General features: G+C 63.4%; 11 protein-coding genes. 6 read left to right on the top strand and 5 right to left on the bottom strand.

All coding sequences use genetic code 11. The features are described from left to right. Positions 1–4 precede the first annotated feature (4 nt). Positions 5–1,672, bottom strand: coding sequence for a dihydrolipoyllysine-residue acetyltransferase (aceF, locus tag HV753_RS05925; RefSeq protein ID WP_175173456.1), 1,668 nt, complete (start codon positions 1,670–1,672; stop codon positions 5–7). Between the two features lie 12 nt (positions 1,673–1,684). Beyond that, positions 1,685–4,393 carry a pyruvate dehydrogenase (acetyl-transferring), homodimeric type gene (gene aceE, locus HV753_RS05930; protein WP_175173457.1) on the bottom strand — a complete coding sequence of 903 codons (2,709 nt, stop codon included), beginning with the start codon at positions 4,391–4,393 and terminating at the stop codon, positions 1,685–1,687. Positions 4,394–4,746: 353 nt separating this feature from the next. On the opposite strand from aceE, the gene HV753_RS05935 reads away from it, so the two are divergent. The 4 genes from HV753_RS05935 (at position 4,747) to HV753_RS05950 (ending at position 10,213) form a co-directional block, all read left to right on the top strand. Continuing rightward, complete coding sequence (locus HV753_RS05935) at positions 4,747–6,501, top strand: PAS domain-containing sensor histidine kinase (RefSeq protein WP_175173458.1); 1,755 nt, start codon at positions 4,747–4,749, stop codon at positions 6,499–6,501. Next, positions 6,498–7,124 carry a response regulator transcription factor gene (locus HV753_RS05940; protein WP_175173459.1) on the top strand — a complete coding sequence of 209 codons (627 nt, stop codon included), beginning with the start codon at positions 6,498–6,500 and terminating at the stop codon, positions 7,122–7,124. The genes HV753_RS05935 and HV753_RS05940 overlap by 4 nt, the downstream gene beginning before the upstream one ends. Continuing rightward, entirely contained in the window at positions 7,121–7,972 is an 852-nt protein-coding gene (folD, locus tag HV753_RS05945; RefSeq protein ID WP_175173460.1) for a bifunctional methylenetetrahydrofolate dehydrogenase/methenyltetrahydrofolate cyclohydrolase FolD, read from the top strand. Before HV753_RS05940 ends, folD begins: the two co-directional genes overlap by 4 nt. A 174-nt stretch (positions 7,973–8,146) precedes the next feature. Next, positions 8,147–10,213: a M3 family metallopeptidase gene (locus HV753_RS05950; protein WP_175173461.1), complete on the top strand. Its 2,067-nt coding sequence runs from the start codon at positions 8,147–8,149 to the stop codon at positions 10,211–10,213. Between the two features lie 42 nt (positions 10,214–10,255). Here HV753_RS05950 and HV753_RS05955 read toward each other — a convergent pair whose 3' ends face one another. After that, on the bottom strand, positions 10,256–10,996 hold the full coding sequence (locus tag HV753_RS05955; RefSeq protein ID WP_175173697.1) for a class I SAM-dependent methyltransferase: 741 nt from the start codon (positions 10,994–10,996) through the stop codon (positions 10,256–10,258). 284 nt (positions 10,997–11,280) lie between these two features. Between HV753_RS05955 and HV753_RS05960 the strand changes: the two genes are divergently transcribed. After that, the gene (locus tag HV753_RS05960) at positions 11,281–11,895 is read left to right on the top strand and encodes an SCO family protein (protein WP_175173462.1); all 615 of its coding nucleotides are present in this window, start codon (positions 11,281–11,283) and stop codon (positions 11,893–11,895) included. A gap of 185 nt (positions 11,896–12,080) precedes the next feature. Further along, positions 12,081–12,332: a GlsB/YeaQ/YmgE family stress response membrane protein gene (locus HV753_RS05965; RefSeq protein ID WP_006227402.1), complete on the top strand. Its 252-nt coding sequence runs from the start codon at positions 12,081–12,083 to the stop codon at positions 12,330–12,332. 140 nt (positions 12,333–12,472) lie between these two features. Here the strand turns inward: HV753_RS05965 and adeC are convergent, their stop codons facing one another. Next, a complete protein-coding gene (gene adeC, locus HV753_RS05970) occupies positions 12,473–13,948 on the bottom strand; it encodes an AdeC/AdeK/OprM family multidrug efflux complex outer membrane factor (protein WP_175173463.1) in 1,476 nt (491 codons plus the stop codon). Then, positions 13,948–17,127, bottom strand: a complete 3,180-nt coding sequence (locus tag HV753_RS05975) for an efflux RND transporter permease subunit (protein WP_175173464.1) — start codon at positions 17,125–17,127, stop codon at positions 13,948–13,950. The genes adeC and HV753_RS05975 overlap by 1 nt, the downstream gene beginning before the upstream one ends. Positions 17,128–17,137 lie beyond the last annotated feature (10 nt).

Below are 17,137 nucleotides of genomic sequence, written 5' to 3' on the forward strand. Positions count from 1 at the left end.
CCGTTTACAGCGCGATGCGGCGGAAGTCGGCCAGCAAGGCGCCCAGATAGGCGTTGAAACGCGCGGCGGAAGCACCATCGATGACGCGGTGGTCATATGACAGCGACAGCGGCACGATCAGGCGCGGCACGAATTGCTTGCCGTCCCAGACCGGCTTGTGAGCCGAACGGGACACACCCAGGATGGCCACTTCAGGCGCGTTGATGATCGGCGTGAACGAGGTGCCGCCGATGCCGCCCAGGGACGAAATCGAGAAGCAGCCGCCCTGCATGTCAGCGGGCGAGATCTTGCCGTCGCGCGCCTTCTTGGACAGGTCCGTCATTTCCTGCGCGATCTGCAAAATGCCCTTCTTATCGGCATCGCGAATCACCGGCACCACCAGCCCGTTGGGCGTATCGGCGGCGAAACCGATGTGGTAGTACTGCTTGAGCACCAGGTTGTCGCCATCCAGCGACGCATTGAACTCGGGGAACTTCTTCAGGGCCGCAACCACGGCCTTGATCAAGAACGCCAGCATCGTGACCTTGATGCCCGACTTCTCGTTTTCCTTGTTCAGCGTGACGCGCAGCGCTTCCAGATCGGTGATGTCCGCTTCGTCATTGTTGGTGACGTGCGGGATCATGACCCAGTTGCGGTGCAGGTTCGCGCCGGAAATCTTCTTGATGCGCGACAGCGGCTTCGCTTCGATCGGACCAAACTTGGTGAAGTCGATCTTCGGCCACGGCAACAGACCCAACGCGGCGCCATCGCCCGAACCGCCTGCGGCGGCAACGGGACCGGCGGCCAGCGCCTGCTTCACGAAACCGCGCACGTCGTCGGCAGTGATGCGATCCTTCGGACCCGAGCCCTTGACCTTGCTCAGGTTCACGCCCAGTTCGCGAGCGAACTTGCGCACCGACGGCGAGGCGTGCGGCAACTGGCCGGGCTTCAGGTTGGCGTCTTCCAGCGCGACGGCGGGAGCCGGACGCGAAGCCGGTGCCGCGGCAGCAGCGGGCGCTTCAGCCTTGGCTTCCGCTTTCGCGGCCGGAGCAGCGGCGGCTTCAGTCTTGGCGGCAGGAGCCGCCGCACCCGCGGCGCCTTCCACCACGACCACGACCGAACCCTTGGCGACCTTATCGCCAACCTTGACCTTCACTTCCTTGACCACGCCACCTTGCGAGGCCGGGATTTCCATCGAGGCCTTGTCGGACTCGACGGTAATCAGGCTTTGCTCGGCCGTGATGGTGTCGCCCACGGCGACCAGGACCTCGATGACTTCCACTTCCTTGAAGTCGCCGATGTCCGGCACTTCCACATTGACCGGACCACTTGCCGCAGCGGCCGGCGCGGCAGCTTCGGCCTTGGCGGCGGGGGCAGCGGCAGCGGCTTGCTTGGGGGCTTCCTTGGCAGCGGCCTTGGGGGCCTCTTCCTTGGCGGCGGGTGCAGCGGCGTCGGCGGCTTCCAATTCAAGCACCACGGCGCCCTCGGCGATCTTGTCGCCGACCTTGACGGTGATCGACTTCACCACGCCGCCTTGCGACGCGGGGATTTCCATCGATGCCTTGTCGGACTCCACGGTAATCAGGCTTTGTTCGGCCTTGATCGTGTCCCCCACTGCCACCAGCACTTCAATGACTTCCACTTCCTTGAAGTCACCAATATCAGGAACCTTGATTTGCACGATGTTGCTCATGTCTCTTTACCCTCAGGCGTATTGCGGGTTGGCTTTGTTCGGGTTGATGCCGTATTTCTTGATGGCTTCCACCACCTTGGCAACCGGAACCTTGCCTTCGTCTGCCAGCGCGCGCAGGGCGGCAACCACGACAAAGTGACGGTCCACTTCAAAGTGCTCACGCAGCTTCGAGCGGAAGTCCGAGCGGCCGAAACCGTCGGTGCCCAGCACCTTGTATTCGCGGCCCTTGGGCACGAACGGACGGATCTGGTCCGCAAACAACTTCATGTAGTCGGTCGACGCGATGATCGGGCCTTCCGTCTTGGCCAACTGCTCGGTGACGTAGGCCACTTGCGGGGCCTTTTCCTCGGGGTGCAGCATGTTGTGGCGTTCGGCGTCCAGACCGTTGCGGCGCAGTTCGGTGAAGCTGGTGACGCTCCACAGATCCGATGCCACGCCCCAGTCGGCTTCCAGCAGTTCTTGCGCAGCCATGACTTCGCGCAGGATCGTGCCCGAGCCCATCAGTTGCACGCGGTTCTTGCCCTTGCCGTGCGACTTCAGCTTGTACATGCCCTTGATGATGCCTTCCTCGTCGCCCTGGGTCAGACCGGGCTGCGGGTAGTTTTCGTTCATCACCGTCAGGTAGTAATAGACGTTTTCCTGATTTTCCACCATGCGCTTCAAGCCATGCTGGATGATCACGGCCAGCTCATGGCCGAACGTCGGGTCGTAGGACACGCAGTTCGGGATGGTGGAGGCCAGGATGTGGCTGTGGCCGTCTTCGTGCTGCAAGCCCTCGCCGTTCAGCGTCGTGCGGCCGGCGGTGCCGCCCAACAGGAAGCCGCGCGCCTGCATGTCACCCGCTGCCCAGGCCAGATCGCCAATGCGCTGGAACCCGAACATCGAGTAGTAGATGAAGAACGGAATCATGATGCGGTTGTTCGAGGAATACGACGTGGCCGCCGCGATCCACGAGCTCATGGCGCCCGCTTCGTTGATGCCTTCTTGCAGAAGCTGGCCGTCGGCCGCTTCCTTGTAGTACATCACCTGGTCCTTATCGACCGGGGTGTACTTCTGGCCTTCCGGCGCGTAGATGCCGATCTGGCGGAACAGGCCTTCCATGCCGAACGTGCGCGATTCATCGGCCAGGATCGGCACGACGCGCGGACCCAGTTCCTTGTCGCGCAGCACCTGGTTCAGGATGCGCACGAAGGCTTGGGTGGTCGAGATTTCGCGGCCTTCGGCGGTGGGCTCCAGGACGGCCTTGAAGGCGTCCAGCGCCGGGGCCTTCAGGTGCTCATCGGCCTTGGCGCGGCGACGCGGCAGATAGCCGCCCAGTTCAGCGCGACGCTCGTGCAGGTACTTCATTTCCGGCGAATCTTCGGCCGGCTTGAAGTACGGCAGGTCTTCCAGCTGGTCGTCGGGAATCGGGATGCCGAAACGGTCGCGGAATTCGCGGATCGAGTCCAGCTCCAGCTTCTTTTGCTGGTGGGTCGGGTTCTTGGCCTGGCCCACGTGGCCCATGCCGTAGCCCTTGATGGTCTTGGCCAGGATGACGGTGGGTTGACCGGTGTGGGTGGTCGCGGCGTTGAACGCGGCGTACACCTTGTGGGGATCGTGGCCGCCACGGTTCAGGCGCCAGATGTCCTCGTCGCTCATGCGCGACACGGCTTCCAGCAGCTTCGGATGCTTGCCGAAGAAGTGTTCACGGACGAACTTGCCGTCGTTGGCCTTGTACGCTTGGTACTCGCCATCAACCGTGTCTTCCATGATCTGACGCAGGATGCCTTCCTTGTCGTGCGCCAGCAGCGGATCCCAGTAACCGCCCCAGATCAGCTTGATCACGTTCCAGCCGGAACCACGGAAGTCGCCTTCCAGTTCCTGGATGATCTTGCCGTTGCCGCGCACCGGGCCGTCCAGGCGTTGCAGGTTGCAATTGACCACGAAGATCAGGTTGTCGAGCTTTTCACGAGCCGCCAGGGCGATGGCGCCCAGCGATTCGGGTTCGTCCATTTCGCCGTCGCCGCAGAATACCCAGACCTTGCGGTTGCTGGTGTCGGCAATGCCACGGGCGTGCAGGTACTTCAGGAAGCGAGCCTGGTAAATGGCCATCAGCGGGCCCAGACCCATCGACACCGTCGGGAACTGCCAGAAATCCGGCATCAGCTTCGGGTGGGGATAGGACGACAGGCCCTTGCCGTCCACTTCCTGGCGGAAGTGGTTCAGCTGTTCTTCGGTCAGGCGGCCTTCAAGATAGGCGCGGCCGTACATGCCGGGCGAGGTGTGGCCCTGGAAATACACCAGGTCGCCGCCGTGGCCTTCATCTTCCGCGTGCCAGAAGTGGTTTTGGCCGCAGCCGATCATGGTGGCCAGCGAGGCGAACGACGCGATGTGGCCGCCCAGGTCGCCACCGTCCGGCGGATTGTGCTTGTTGGCGCGAACAACCATCGCCATGGCGTTCCAGCGCACATACGAGCGAATGCGCGATTCCAGCTCCAGGTTGCCCGGATGCGCCGGCTCCAGACCGGGGGGAATCGTGTTGACGTAAGCGGTATTCGGCGAAAACGGGATGTGGGCACCCGAACGACGGGCTTCGTCGATCAAGCGTTCCAGCAGGTAGTGCGCGCGCTGCGGCCCTTCGCGATCAAGGACTGCCGCCAGGGCTTCGAGCCACTCCTGGGTTTCAAGGGTGTCTTCGTCGTTGGCAGCCTGCGGGGCGCCAGCCTGGGCGAAAGAGGACATCGTGTGTCTCCTGTTGGGGTTCGTTCGTGACCACACCCGCTTGATTGTCTACTCGCGGACTCTGCATGGTAGCCGGGATCATCCGGGCTACCATGTCAGGCATGGGTCGGGGCGTTTTTCTAGAGACCTGCTTTGGGTCGGTTCCCTATCAGCCGGCATTCTAAGAAAGAAGATTAACCGGTCGCAAGGAAAATTTCATGTTGCGGTACGGCATTTCATAATATGAAATTATGAATGCAAGCTGAACGCCTCCTGACCGTACTTTTTAGGCCATCCGCCAAAAGCAGGCGTTGATTCCCGGCAATTCCCTTCCAACACGCACTAAAATGCGCGGTCTATCTGGCCCGAATTCCATGTCCAGCGCGCCCAAGTCCAATATTCCTACGCCGTTCCACGATCACGCCCGCACCCGCCGCCGCGGCGTGTACTGGGTCACGCCTGCGATGGTGCTGATCCTCTACATCTGTGTGATGGCGGTGTTCTTCTGGCTGCAACGCATTCATGACGATAGCGTCATGTTTGTCACGATCGACCAGGAAATGCGTCAGCAACGCCTGATATGGGTGGTGCTGGCCTTGTCCTGCGTGATCGTCATCAGCCTGTTGATGCTGTGGCGCTATACCCGCTTCCGCTCCGCCGCCGAGGCCGCCCTGATCGCCGAAACCGGTTTTCGCCGTGCCATGGAGAATTCCATGTCCACCGGCATGCGCGTATTGGATATGGAAGGACGCATTGCCTACGTGAATCCAGCGTTCTGCCGCATGATCGGCTGGAACGAGGCCGACCTGATCGGCCGCAGCCCCCCCTTCCCCTATTGGGTGCCTGGCCGCCACGAACAGCACCAGCACACGCTGGACGTGCTGATGTCGGGCAAGACGCCCAGCAGCGGCCTGGAAGTGGAAGCCCAGCGCCGCGATGGCTCGCGCTTCACGGCGCGCATGTATGTGTCCCCGCTGCTGGATCCCAACGGCAACCAGATTGGCTGGATGACGTCGATGACCGACATCACCGAGCCCAAGCGCATCCGCGAGGCCCTGACCGCCGCGCACGAACGCTTCATGACGGTGCTGGAAGGCCTGGACGACGCCATTTCCGTCACGGCCGACACCCATGACGGCCTGGAACTGCTGTTCGCCAACCGCACCTACCGCCGGGTTTTCGGCGCGCAGACGGGCGGCCACGACGAACTGCTGGCGGGCCGCCGCGGCCGCTTCACCGACGAATCGGTGGAAGTGTTCGCGCCGTCCGTGCAGCGCTGGTTTGAAGTCCATCACCGGATGCTGGCCTGGACCGATGGCCGTCGCGTGCGCATGCAGGTGGCGCGCGACATCACCGAGCGCCGTGGCCACGAAGAGGCATCCCGCGTGCAGCAGGAAAAGATCCAGCTGACCAGCCGCCTGACGACGATGGGCGAAATGGCCTCGTCGCTGGCGCACGAACTGAACCAGCCGCTGACCGCCATCGCCAACTACAGCATGGGCGCGGTGGCCTTGGTCAAGGCCGGCCACACCAGCCCCAACATGCTGCTGCCTGCGCTGGAAAAGGCGGCGGCACAGGCCGAGCGCGCCGGCAAGATCATCAGCCGCATCCGCGAATTCGTGAAGCGCAGCGAACCGCGCCGCCAGCGCGTGGCCATCGGCCGCATTGTCGACAATGCCATCGGCTTTGCCGAAATCGACGCCCGCAAGCGCCGCATCCGCATCGACAGCTTCGTGCCGTCGAACGCGCCGGATGTGCTGGCCGACCCGATCCTGATCGAGCAGGTATTGCTGAACCTGCTGAAGAACGGGTTGGAAGCCATGGAAAATAGCGAGTCCGACGAACTCAAGGTGGCGGTCATCCTGCATGACCAGCATATCGAGGTTGCCGTGGTGGACCGCGGCCATGGCCTGGCCGAACCCGAACGCCTGTTTGAACCTTTCTTCAGCACCAAGACCCAGGGCCTGGGCATGGGGCTGAATATCTGCCGTACCATTATTGAATCGCACCACGGCCGCCTGTGGGCGGATCCCAACCCCGCCGGCGGTACTATTTTCCGCTTTACCCTGCCCTGCGCTGCGTCCCAGACGCAGGCCCAGAATGATCAGTCCGAGGAGTTGCACGCATGAACACGCCCCACCTGTCGAGCACGGTATTCATTGTTGACGACGACGAAGCTGTCCGCGATTCGTTGCGCTGGCTGTTGGAAGCCAACGGCTACCGCGTTCGCGCCTACGCCAGCGGCGAATCCTTCCTGGAAGACTACGACGCCAGCCAGGTCGGCGTGCTGATTGCCGACGTGCGCATGCCCGGCATGAGCGGCCTGGAACTCCAGGAACAGTTGATCGCCCGCAACGCGCCGCTGCCCATCGTGTTCATCACTGGCCACGGTGACGTGCCCATGGCCGTGTCCACGATGAAGAAAGGCGCGATCGATTTCCTGGAAAAACCCTTCAACGAGTCCGACTTGCGCGAGATCGTCGCCCGCATGCTGGAACAGGCCACGCAGCGCGTCAGCAAGCATCAGGCCCAGAAGGATCACGAAGCCATGCTGGCGCGTCTGACCGCGCGCGAGCAGCAGGTGCTGGAGCGCATCGTCGCCGGCCGCTTGAACAAGCAGATCGCCGACGACCTGGGCATCAGCATCAAGACCGTCGAGGCGCACCGCGCCAATATTATGGAAAAACTGGAAGTGACCACCGTTGCTGATTTGATGAAAGTGGCCTTGGCCAAACCCGAGGCACATGCATGACCGCTAGGATTATTGACGGCGCAGCACTGTCGCTGCGCATTCGCGAAGACGTTGCCCAGCGCGTGACCGCCCTGGCGGCCAAGGGAACGCGCCCGGGTCTTGCCGTGGTGTTGGTAGGCGCGGACCCCGCGTCGCAGGTGTACGTTCGCAACAAGGTTGCCGCTTGCGAGAAGGCCGGCCTGCATTCCGTGAAGGAACAGTACCCGGCCGAGATGACCGAGGCCGAATTGCTGGCCCGCATCGCCGTCCTGAACCAGGACCCGACCATCCACGGCATCCTGGTGCAGTTGCCCCTGCCCAAGCACATGGACTCCCACAAGGTCATTGAGGCCATCGCGGCCGACAAGGACGTGGACGGGTTCCATATCAGCAATGCGGGCCTGCTCATGACCGGCCAGCCGCTGTTCCGCCCCTGCACGCCCTATGGCGTGATGAAGATGCTGGACTCGGAAGGCGTGACGGTGCGTGGCGCTGAAGCCGTGATCGTCGGCGCCAGCAACATCGTCGGCAAGCCGATGGCCATGCTGCTGCTTGCCGCCGGCGCCACCATCACGATCTGCAACTCCAAGACCCGTGACCTGGCGGCCCAGACCCGCCGCGCGGACATCCTGGTGGTGGCCACGGGCAAGCCCGGCATGATCGACGGCTCCATGATCAAACCCGGCGCCGTGGTCATCGACGTGGGCATCAATCGTGGCGAAGACGGCAAGCTGTGCGGTGACGTGGACTTTGCGTCCGCCCGCGAAGTCGCCGGCGCCATCACCCCCGTCCCGGGCGGCGTGGGCCCCATGACCATCGCCATGCTGCTGGTCAATACGGTTGAAGCCGCGGAACGGGCTGCCGCCTGATCCCCTCAAGGCAAGCCTGGGCGCCTGCCGCCCGCGCTTGCCCCAGGCGCCCTTTGCGGGCGCCGCCTCGCCCTTGCATTCGGGCGAATCGCCCTTACCTGACCCTTATGAACTTCGCCGGCACCCAAGCGCTCGCCCTGGGTGCCGCCCGCTATTGCTCAAGCCGGTAACACCATGACCCAGAACCCCCTGCTCGCTCCCGTCTCCGACCTGGTTGACTATGCGGCCGTCAAGCCCGGGCATATCGTGCCCGCCGTCGAGGAATTGCTGGGCATCGCTCGCCTGGCCGTCGACCATGCCGCCGATGCAGCGCTGGCGCCCACGTGGGAAGCCGTGGTGGAACCGCTGGACACCGCATCCGAACGCCTGTGGCGTGCCTGGTCCGTGGCTGGCCACCTGAATGCGGTCGTCAACACACCGGAACTGCGCGAAGCCTATAACGCCGCGCTGCCGCTGATCACGGAATTCTCGACCTGGGTCGGCCTGCATGAAGGCCTGTACAAGCAATACCAGCGCCTGGCTGCCGCCCCCGATTTCGCGTCGTGGTCGCCCGTGCGCCGCCGCATCGTCGAGATGGCGCTGCGCGACTTCCGCCTGAGTGGCGTCGAACTGCAAGGCGCGGATCGCGAGCGCTACGCCCAGATCTCCGACCGTGAAGCGCAAGCCTCGCAGAAATTCTCTGAAAACGTGCTGGATTCCATCGACGCCTGGTCGTTGCTGGTGGAAGACGAAGCCCGCCTGGCCGGCATCCCGGCGGACGTCCTGTCTGCCGCCCGCTCCGCCGCCGAAGAAGACGGCAAGCCGGGCTGGAAGCTGACGCTGAAAATGCCGTGCTACCTGCCCGTGATGCAGTACGCGCAAGACCGGTCTCTGCGTGAGGCGCTGTACCGTGGGTACGGCACGGTGGCCTCCGAGCTGGGTGATGCCAAGTTCGACAATTCCCCGCTGATCGAAGAGTTGCTGGCCCTGCGCGCAGAAGAATCCGGCCTGCTGGGCCTGGGCACCTTCGCCGCGCTGCGCCTGCAAACCCGGATGGCTCGCGACGCCAGCGAAGTCACCGTATTCCTGCGCGATCTGGCCGCTCGCGCCAAGCCCTACGCCCAACGCGACCTGGCCGAACTGACCGCCTACGCTACCGGTGAACTGGGCCTGGACAGCCTGCAACCCTGGGACGTGGCGTTTGCCTCGGAACGCCTGCGTGAATCGCGCTATGCCTATTCCGAAGATGAAGTGAAGCAGTACTTCACCGAACCTCGCGTGCTGGCCGGCCTGTACGAAGTGATCGAAAAGCTGTTCGACGTGCGCTTGACGGAAACGCCCGTGTCCACGTGGCACGCTGATGCGCGCGGCGTGCGGGTGGAAAATCCTTCGGGCGGCCTGATCGGCTATCTGTACCTGGACCTTTACGCCCGCGCCGGCAAGCAAAGCGGCGCCTGGGTCGACAGCGAGCGCACGCGCCGCGTCGTGGCCGGCCATGTGCAGACGCCGGTTGTCTACCTGACCTGCAACTTCTCGCGCCCCAATGGCGATCGCGCGGCCGTGCTGACGCACGACGACGTCATCACCCTGTTCCACGAAACCGGCCACGCGCTGCATGCGCTGCTGTCTGAAGTGGACGAGCCCGGCGCCGCGGCATTCGCCAGCGTGGAATGGGACGCCATTGAACTGCCTTCGCAATTCATGGAGAACTTCTGCTGGGAATGGGCAGTCGTGCAAAAGTTGTCGGCCCATGTGGATACCGGCGAGCCGCTGCCGCGCGCCCTCTACGACCGCCTGGTCGCTGCCCGCAACTACCAGAGCGGCATGCAGACCGTGCGCCAGATCGAATTCGCCTTGTTTGACATGCTGATGCATGACCGGGCTCGTGGCGCCACCATCGCCGAAGTGCTGGCCCTGCTGCAAGAAGTGCGCCAGGAAGTGGCCGTGCTGTTCCCGCCGGCATGGCATCGTTTGCCGCACGCTTTTTCGCATCTGTTCGCGGGCGGCTACGGGGCGGGCTACTACAGCTACAAGTGGGCCGAAGTACTGTCCGCCGATGCCTACGAAGCCTTCGAGGAAGCGGCGGCCAAACAATCCGGTAACGCCCTGGGCACGTTGGACGCCGCCACGGGCGCGCGCTTCCGCCGCGAAGTGCTGGCCGTGGGCGGCTCACGCCCGGCAGCCGAGTCGTTTGCCGCCTTCCGGGGCCGTCCCCCGCGCATTGACGCATTGCTGCGCCATAGCGGAATGAGCGGCAACTAAGCGCGCGATTCCCCTACCCCACGGCCCGCCACGCGCGGGCCGTTATTTTTCCTCGGCCGGCTTGCGCGCCGAGACCACCAGCCAGCGGCCATGCACCGATTGATCGGACCCCGCTTGCTTCCAGAATTCGCGGACTTCCTCGGTTTCCGCGCGCTTGATCCGCCGCCGGTAATACAACCGCGATGGCACCGCCAGCAGATGCTCGATCATCCGCTTGGGCTTGGCCTCGTCGACCTCGTGCAACGTGATGTTCGCAAAGCCATAGTGCGACAACAGCAAATGCAGTTGCGGAAAGCTCCAGGGGAAATAGGTGATGTAGTCCTCTCCCCGCTGGCGGCCGATCATGGGGCGGAAACCCGAATGGAAGCCGCGCAGAAGAAATTGCAGCCGCGACCGGAAATACCACGTGTTCGGTGTCGTAATGATCAGCGTGCCGCCCGGACGCAACGCTTTGTACAGGCTCTGCACCAGCACGCCGGGATTGGTCATCAAGTGAATGGCCTCGCAGCAGACGGTGGCGTCATAGTGTTCAGCGACGGTCAGCGGCGTATCCAGGTCGTGCTCGGTCACGGACTGATAACCCGCGCTTGCAGGCGGAAATTGCCATAGGCCAACGCCGTCCAGCACCACCTGCCGGCCACTGGCGCCAGGCAGCGTGTCGCCCAGCCACCCCTGCCCGCAAGGCGCGTCCAGCACACGGTCGGCCAGACGGCTGCGCAAAATATCCACAACGACCGGGTAGTACGGATAGTACGGATAACGAAGGGCGGTGCCCACGGCCATGTCCACGATTTGATTCCCCTTGAGACACCAAGTACTGCCAAGGCGCTGAATGTAGAGCGTCAGCGTGTCCCGGTGGGGCGAAATTGCCAGTTCTCCAACAATATCCAGACAAACTTTCACAAGTCGGTTCGCCCCAGCGGCATCGGATCTTTGCGCCAGGTCAATCAGCGGGCAGGCGCGAGGCGCGCAACGACTCGGGCACGCCAGGGGCACACCGGCCTTGCGGGTAGAATCCAAGGGTCTGTCCCGGCTTTCTCCATCCAACCCTTTCAGCCCTTGGACTTATGCGACACCTCATTACCGGCCGCGCCTGGCGTGGCCTGCTGCTGGCCCTGTGCGTATTGCTTGCCGCATGCGGCGACCGGAATGTCGACTGGACGCTCTATAACGTGAAGGGCCACTTGCCCGACCTGAAATTCTCGCTACCCGGCGCCGGCGGCAAAACAGTCAGTAGCGACGACTTGAAGGGCAAGACGGTATTGCTGTTCTTCGGCTATGCCAGTTGCCCGGATATCTGCCCCACCACGATGGCGCAACTGACGGCCGTACTGCAAAACCTGGGCGACAAGGCCCGCGACGTGCGCATCCTGTTCGTCAGCGTGGACCCCCACCGCGACACGCCCGACATCTTGCAGGCCTACGTCAATGCCTTCAATAACAACGCGATTGGCGTGACCGGCAACGAGAAGCAGATTGCCGACCTGGCCCGACGCTACCGCGTCGCGTATCAGATCGAAAAACCCCGCCCGGGCGACGACGCCGACATGTATGAAGTCACGCACAGCCGTGGCGTGTACATTTTCGACAAAGAGGGCAAAGCCCGCTTGCTGGCGTCCGACACCGACAGCATCGATGCGCTGACCAAAGACGTGCGCCAATTGATCGATCTGACCTCCTGACCCCGGGCTGTGGCGACGATGCGACGACCGGGCGGTGCGCTGCAACATGTTGCGGCCCTGCCCGAAATATGTTGCGGCCTTGCGCCAAATATCCGTACCGCATACCAGTTGTTACAGCCGCGCGATTCCCAGGGTGGGTATCATCAGTGCACATTGCCCCCTTTCCCCTAGTAAGGAGTACGCGCATGAGCTTCATCATCATGATCATTGTCGGGTTCATCGTGGGCCTGATCGCCCGGGCCATCATGCCCGGAGACCAGAACATGGGAATCATCATGACTACCATCCTGGGCATCGTCGGCGCCGTCGTCGCCGGGTTCCTGGGCCAGACGATGGGCTGGTATGCGGAAGGCGAACCCGCCGGCTGGATCGCATCCGTCGTGGGTGCCATCATCGTGCTGTTCGTGGTTGGGATGATCGCCAAGAAGCGCACCTGACGTTCTGTCAGGCATGCATCAATGAGAACGGGCCGATCTTTCGATCGGCCCGTTTTTTTTCGCCCGTGGGGTGTTGGTGATGGGTTGCGCGCGTTTTTGGGCGGCTTTTTCATGGCTGCCTTCCGCGCGCTACACCCCTCCTACGATCCGCTGGCGGGGGTTGCCTGCGCCGTTGCGGTGCGCTCGGTCCAGCCGCCGCCCAGCACCTTGTACAAGGTCACCAGGTTGGAAAGGCGAGCCAATCGCGTGTCCACCAACGCCTGCTGCGAGGTGTACAGCGAACGCTGGGAATCCAGCACGCTCAGGTAGTCGTCGATCCCTTGGCGGAAGCGCTGGTCGGACACATCGTAGGCGCGCTGATTGGCATCCACCAACAAGCGCTGCGCCTGTATCTGCTCGTCCAGCGTGCCCCGGCCAGCCAGGGCATCCGCCACTTCACGAAAGCCCGTCTGGATGGATTTTTCGTATTGCGCAACCTGGATGTTCTTCTGCACTTTCGCCAGATCCAGCCCTGCCAACAGCGAGCCGCCGGCGAAGATCGGCACGGTGATCTGAGGCACGAAGCTCCAGGCGCCGGAGCCTCCCTCGAACAGACCGCCCAAGCTGGCGCTGGCGGTGCCCGCCTGGCCTGTCAGGCTGATCGTCGGGAAGAACGCGGCACGCGCCGCGCCGATATTGGCGTTGGCGCCCTTCAACTGGTGCTCTGCCGCACGGATGTCCGGACGGCGGGCCAGCAGATCCGACGGCAGCCCCGAAGGCAGGGTGGTCGGCAGCATGCTGTCATCCAGCTTGACCGCCTGATCCAGCGCCGCCGTGATTTCGGGCGACATCGGCTGGCCCACCAGCAGCACCAGCGCATTGCGGTCCTGCGCGGCCTGGCGCGTGTATTGCGACAGGTTGCGCTGGGCCGTGCGCAGCGACACTTCCGCCTGGCTCAAGTCCAACGCGGTGGACAGGCCCTGGTCGTAGCTTTGCTGCGTGAGCTTGAAGGAATCTTCCTGGCTCTTGAGCGTGTCGCGCGTCAGGCTCAACAATTCCTGGTCGGCACGCAGCGTCAGATAGGCATTGGCCACCTCGGCGATCAGCGTCAGCTGCGTCGCCGTGCGCGTTTCATCCAGCGCCAGGTACGATTCCAACGCCTGGTCGCTCAGGCTGCGGATACGGCCAAAGAGATCCAGCTCCCACGAGGACACGGCTGCGCCCACCTGATAGCTGTGGCTGGTCGTGGCCCGGCCGCTGGCGGACAGGTCCGCCGGCGTACGCTGCGCCGTCTCCTGGCCCGCGATGCCCACGCTGGGCAACAGATCGGAACGCTGGATACGGTACTGCGCACGCGCCGCTTCGACATTCAATGCCGCCACGCGCAAATCGCGGTTGTTCGCCAGAGACTGTTCGATCAGCTGTTGCAACAACGGGTCGCCGAAGAAATCGCGCCAGCCGATATCGGCCGTCGACAGTCCCTGGGCGGCCTGGGCCGCTTCACCCTTGTACGCCGGACCCGAAGGATAGGCGGCGTCGACCGGCGCGTCCGGCCGTTCGTAGGTCGGAGCCAGCGAGCAGCCCGCCAGGGCCGCCGCCAGGGAAACAGACAATAAAGTTCTCATCTGAAGTTTCATTACGGTTGTCCTTCGGCGGACACTTCCTGCGAGCCGTTGGCGCTGGGGTCGTGCTTGTCTTGGTTTTCGCTCATGCGCTTCACCTTGAACATGCGAAGCATGATCACGAAGAAGGCCGGGACGAAGAAGATCGCCAGGAACGTGCCGGTCAACATGCCGCCGATCACGCCCGTGCCGATGGCGTTCTGGCTGCCCGAACCGGCGCCCGACGAGATCGCCAGCGGCGTCACGCCCAGGATGAATGCCAGGGACGTCATCAGAATCGGACGCAGACGCTGGCGGGCGGCGTGAATGGCCGATTCCGTCAGGCTGGCGCCGGATTCAAAGTGCTCTTTGGCGAACTCCACGATCAGGATGGCGTTTTTGGCCGCCAGCCCCACTGTGGTGAGCAGCCCCACCTGGAAGTACACGTCGTTGGACAGGCCCCGCATCAAGGTCGCCAGCAGCACGCCGATGATCCCCAGCGGCACCACCAGCATGACGGCGGTCGGGATGGACCAGCTTTCATACAACGCGGCCAGGCACAGGAACACCACGATCAGCGATATGGCGTAGAGCGCCGGCGCCTGCGAACCCGACAGACGTTCTTCAAAGGACAAACCGGTCCATTCAAAGCCCACGCCCACCGGCAGCTTGGCCGCCAGCTTTTCCATTTCGTTCATCGCCGCGCCCGAGCTATAGCCCGTCGCCGCCTGGCCCTGGATGTTGTAGGACGGCACGCCGTTGTAGCGGTTCAGCTTTTGCGGGCCGAAGCTCCACGTTGCCTTCGAGAACGCCGAGAACGGCACCATGTCGCCCGCGCTGTTGCGCACATACCATTTGTTCAAGTCTTCCGGCAGCATGCGCGAGGATGCCTCGCCCTGCGCGAACACCTTTTTCACCCGGCCGCGGTCGATGAAGTCGTTGACGTACGACGAACCCCAGGCGGTGGCCAGCGTGCTGTTGATGTCCGACACGGCGACGCCGAGCGCGCGTGCCTTCTCGCGGTCGATGTCCAGCTGGTACTGCGGCGCGTCCTCGATGCCATTGGGACGCACGCCCATCAGCACCGGGCTTTTCGCCGCTTCGCCCAGCAACTGGTTGCGCGCGGCAAGCAGCTTCTCATGGCCCACGCCTGCGCGGTCCATCAGTTGGAAGTCGAAGCCGGTGACGTTGCCCAGTTCCATCACGGAAGGCGGCGGCACCACGAACAGTTGCGCACGGCGCTCGGTCTTGGCGAAGTGCGCGTTGGCACGCCCCGCCACGGCGGCTGCCTTCAATTTGGCGTCGCCGCGTTCTTCCCAGTCGCGCAGCTTGATGAACAGGATGGAAGCGTTCTGACCGCGGCCGCCGAAGTTGAAGCCGTTGACGGCGAACACCGAGGTGACGGCGTCTTTCTCTTCGGTCAGCAGGTACTTCGTGGCGTCGTCAATAACGGCCTTGGTGGCTTCCGCGGTGGCGCCTGCGGGCGTCTGGATCTGGGCGAACAAAATGCCCTGGTCCTCGCCCGGCAGGAAGGCGGTCGGAATGCGCGTGAACATCCAGCCCATCGCGATCACCAGGGCCAGGTACACCACCATCAGGCGCTTGGTGCGGTTCAAGCCGCGCGCCACGGAGTTGGCATAGCCATTGCTGCTGCGTTCAAACGTGCGGTTGAACCAGCCGAAGAAGCCCTTCTTCGAGCCATGATGGCCCTTCGGAATAGGCTTGAGCAGCGTCGCGCACAAGGCCGGCGTGAAGACGATGGCCACCAGCACGGACAGCACCATGGACGACACGATGGTGATCGAGAACTGGCGATAGATCACGCCCGTGGAGCCGCCGAAGAACGCCATCGGGATGAACACCGCGGCCAGCACCATGGCGATGCCGATCAGCGCGCCGGTAATCTGACCCATGGACTTGCGCGTGGCCTGCTTGGGCGTCAAGCCCTCTTCGGCCATCACCCGTTCAACGTTTTCCACCACCACGATGGCGTCATCCACCAGCAGGCCGATGGCCAGCACCATCCCGAACATGGTCAGGGTGTTGATGGAATAGCCAAATACCGCCAGCACGCCGAACGTGCCCAACAGCACCACCGGCACCGCCAGCGTGGGGATGATGGTGGCGCGGAAGTTCTGCAAGAACAGGTACATCACCAGGAAGACCAGGATGATGGCTTCCACCAGCGTCTTGAACACTTCGTGGATCGACAGGCTGACGAACGGCGTCGTGTCATACGGATACACGACGTCCATGCCCGGCGGGAAGTACGGCTTCAGGTTGTTGATGGTGTCACGCACCGCCTGCGCCGTGTCCAGCGCGTTTGCCCCCGGCGCCAGCTTGATCGCCAGACCCGAGGCCGGGTTGCCGTTGTAGAAGCTGTCGATGGCGTAGGTCTGCCCGCCCAGTTCAATGCGCGAGACATCGCCCAGACGCACTTGCGAACCGTCGGCATTGACCTTGAGCAGGATGCGGCCGAAGTCTTCCGCTTTCTCCAGGCGCGACGGCCCGATGATGGTGGCGTTCAGTTGCTGGCCGCGCACGGACGGCAGGCCGCCCAACTGGCCGGACGACACCTGCACGTTCTGTTCCTTGATCGCCGCCACCACATCAACGGAGGTCAATCCGTAATTGACGAGCTTGGCCGGATCCAGCCAGATACGCATGGCGTACTGCGAACCGAACAACTGGAAATCGCCCACGCCCTGCGTGCGGCTGATGGGATCCTGGACGTAGGACGCGACGTAATCGGACAAGTCGTCCTTGTTCATCGTGCCGTCGGTGGACACGAAGCCCGCCACGATCAGGAAGTTCTTCGTGGCCTTGGTGACGCGGATGCCCTGCTGCTGCACTTCCTGCGGCAAGAGCGGCTGCGCCAAGGCCAGCTTGTTCTGCACCTGCACCTGCGCCGTGTCCGGGTTGGTGCCCTGCTTGAAGGTCAGCGTGATGGACATGCTGCCGTCGGAATTGCTTTCCGACGAGATGTACTGCAAGCCGTCCAGCCCGTTCATCTGCTGTTCGATCACCTGCACCACGGTGTCCTGCACCGTTTGCGCGGATGCGCCCGGGTAGGTCACGGCGATGCTGATGGCCGGCGGCGCGATGTTGGGGTATTGCGAGACCGGCAACTGCAAGATGGACAGCGCGCCGGCCATCATCAGCACAATCGCGATCACCCAGGCGAAAACCGGCCTATCGATAAAAAACTTTGCCATGCATGGCTCC

This window comes from Achromobacter pestifer (assembly GCF_902859625.1).
Classification (GTDB): Bacteria; Pseudomonadota; Gammaproteobacteria; order Burkholderiales; family Burkholderiaceae_B; genus Achromobacter; species Achromobacter pestifer.